Raw genomic sequence first — 2,550 nt, forward strand, 5'->3', positions numbered from 1 at the left:
GCCTTCAGGCACTCGATGTACTGCTCGACTGCGGTGGGCTTGGGGAGGCCACGGCTGGGCAGATTCTGGGGTTGGAACATACGACCAGCCCAGCGGCGGGTGCGGCTGGCCCCTGCGAACTGCAGGCCCCCACGGAAGCGTCCGTCGGCCGCCACGGCGGGGTCCAGTGCGGCGTACTTGGCCGTGCTGGTCTTGTTCGACGCCATGGACAGCTCCATCAGCTCGGCAAGACGTGGGTCGATCTTTTCGCGCGCCTTCAGCATCTGGGTGAAGGTGTCCTTGGTCGTGTCCTCCAATTCCACACCGAACTCATTGAGCACGAATGCCTTGAATTGGTCGCGCTGGCTCGGCCGGTCCACCACGCCGCGCGTCAGCTCGCGGAACCGCACGCCGATGCGCTCCTTCTCTACGATGGCCGCCCGTGCACCGGCGCGTGTCAACTCCTGGTCCACCTGGAACCCACGCTCGTTGATCCGTTGGTCGCAGTGCCACTCTGCAATGGCCGAGGCGTCCCAATTCCAGGTGGGCGTGCGGCGCACGCACTCGCGCATGGCGGTGATGTCGTCGGCCGCGTAGACCTTGAAGCGCTCCCACTCGGCGGGGTGTGTGAGCCGCGTGGCGCGCTGCACCTTGCGGTTGGCTGGCTGGGGGCGGGTGAACAACTGGATGAGCTTCTTGCCCTCCTTGTTCTTGGCCTGGTCCTCGGGCACCTTGAGCACCGTGCACAGGTCACCGAGGCTGGCGGGCAGCGCGTGGGACAGCGCCTGAGCCATGCTGCAGCGCCAGCGGGTCAACTCGATGCGGGGGAGGTGGGCCTGCCGTGGGCCGTTGTGGATGGCCTTATCGAACGCAGCGTTGTGCGCGATGACTTCGGGGGCTTCGGCCATCGCATGGCGCAGATCGTCGGGCAGCGGCTCGCAGGTGCAGTCCCAGACCTTGACCGGGCCGTCGTCAATCGCGTAGGAGACCAGCAGGTCCTCGGCGGTTTCCGCGTAGCGGTAGGTGCCGACTTCTTTCAGGTCGATCTCGCACCACGTCTCCCTATCAAGCCACAGTCGCTGCATTCAGTTCTTTCTAAATTTCAAAGTTCAATGACCGTTCCCCAAATTCCCGCTTGTGTCGTTGCCGGCCTCCAGCGGTTTGCGCATGCACTAGGTGTAAAACGTCCACGGGCACCTGGTGTTAGCCATAAGGGGCGAGTTACCGGGTGGTCAGCCCAGCGAAAGGAGGCGGAGGCCCCGTTGTGTATCCCTTTGGAGAAGGGCGGCAAGCGCCCCTCTGCGAAGGGTTTACTTCGGCTCTTGCGCGCTCATCGCGGCCTTGGTGCCCGCGGGCAGCTCGGTCACGGTGATGGTATTGCCGCTGTGCACGTACAGTTCGACGGCCTCGCCGGGTGCAAGCACGTGAGCGGGGTTGCCATTGCTCTCGGCGACTTGGGCTTCGTACGGCCCACCGTCGGTAGGCACTTCGATTTTGATTTTCAGGGTCATTTCAGTCTTTCAGAAAACGGGGCCGAAGCCCCGTGGGTTTAGAACAGGTCGCTGGCGCCTTGACCGGCGGTCTCGACTTCTTCTTCGCCGAAGCCTTCAGCGCTGGTCGGGCCGCTACCGAATGCCTCGCCGTCCTTCACGAACTGGATGGCGATGATGCGGGCGAACACCTGGTTGGGGATGATCTGACCGTCGNCCGAATGCCTCGCCGTCCTTCACGAACTGGATGGCGATGATGCGGGCGAACACCTGGTTGGGGATGATCTGACCGTCGCTGCCCTTGAAGGACTTGCCGGCCACAAATTCCACCTTGGCGTTCACGTAGCAGCCACGATATGGCACCTTGACCTCGTAGCCGAGCTGGTCGGTCACGTCCATGCCATCCACCAGGCCGCGACCGGCTTCTGTGATCTGCACGAACTTGCCGTTGTGCTTCTTCTGCGTGACCACCTGGGGCTTCTTGTCAGCCTTGTTGCTGGCCGAGATGAAGAACATGTTCTCGTACTCGGGGCGCACGGTGCCGTCGTCGCTCATCTTGTCGTTGCCGTCACGGATCGCACGGCTGTTGGCAGCCATGGAGCGGATCATGTTGGCGGCGTTCGCGGGACCCCAGAGCTTGGTGGCGGCTTCCAGCATTGCTGCCTTGCCGATCTTCAGCGCTTCGCTTTCGGGTTCCATCAGGCCGGTGAACTTGAACTTCGGCGCGCCGCCGTTCATGCCCTCGCCGGGCTTGAAGATGTCGAGCCATGCCGCCCGCAGGCCCTTGAGGATGACGGGTTGGGAAGATGCGAAATTGCTCATGTCTGCGCTTTCAGAGTTTCAGTTTTCAGGAAAAAAGATCGCTGTTGTCAGCGGGCGGTACGTCTCCGAACCCGTCCAGCGCGGTGGCGATGGTCGGTCTCGGGTCAGTTTCTAGGACGATGCTGGGCTTGCCAATGTCCTGTGTGATGAGCGCCTGCAGTCGGTTCCACTGAGTGGGGCCGAGCACAGGCGGTAGTGTGGGTTCACCTTTCTTGGCCTTGGGCGCCTTCACCAACTTCTCGGCGGTGGTGGGCGAGAT

The 2,550-nt window shown here is 62.8% G+C and carries 4 protein-coding genes; all 4 read right to left on the bottom strand.

Annotated features, from left to right (window positions below; genetic code table 11):
* Nucleotides 1–1,064: hypothetical protein (locus I6F47_RS20055; protein ID WP_269435563.1), on the bottom strand; the 1,064-nt coding region annotated here is incomplete at its 3' end.
* Nucleotides 1,065–1,289: 225 nt separating this feature from the next.
* On the bottom strand, nt 1,290–1,490 hold the full coding sequence (locus I6F47_RS20060) for a hypothetical protein (RefSeq protein WP_114488337.1): 201 nt from the start codon (nt 1,488–1,490) through the stop codon (nt 1,290–1,292).
* 114 nt (nt 1,491–1,604) lie between these two features.
* Nucleotides 1,605–2,291, bottom strand: coding sequence for an ssDNA-binding protein (locus tag I6F47_RS20065; protein WP_197184433.1), 687 nt, complete (start codon nt 2,289–2,291; stop codon nt 1,605–1,607).
* A 25-nt stretch (nt 2,292–2,316) separates the two neighbouring features.
* A partial coding sequence (locus tag I6F47_RS20635; RefSeq protein ID WP_231609268.1) for a DUF2800 domain-containing protein occupies nt 2,317–2,550 on the bottom strand: 234 nt, incomplete at its 5' end.

Source organism: Pseudoalteromonas sp. NZS37 (assembly GCF_015864265.1).
Classification (GTDB): domain Bacteria; phylum Pseudomonadota; class Gammaproteobacteria; order Enterobacterales; family Alteromonadaceae; genus Pseudoalteromonas; species Pseudoalteromonas arctica.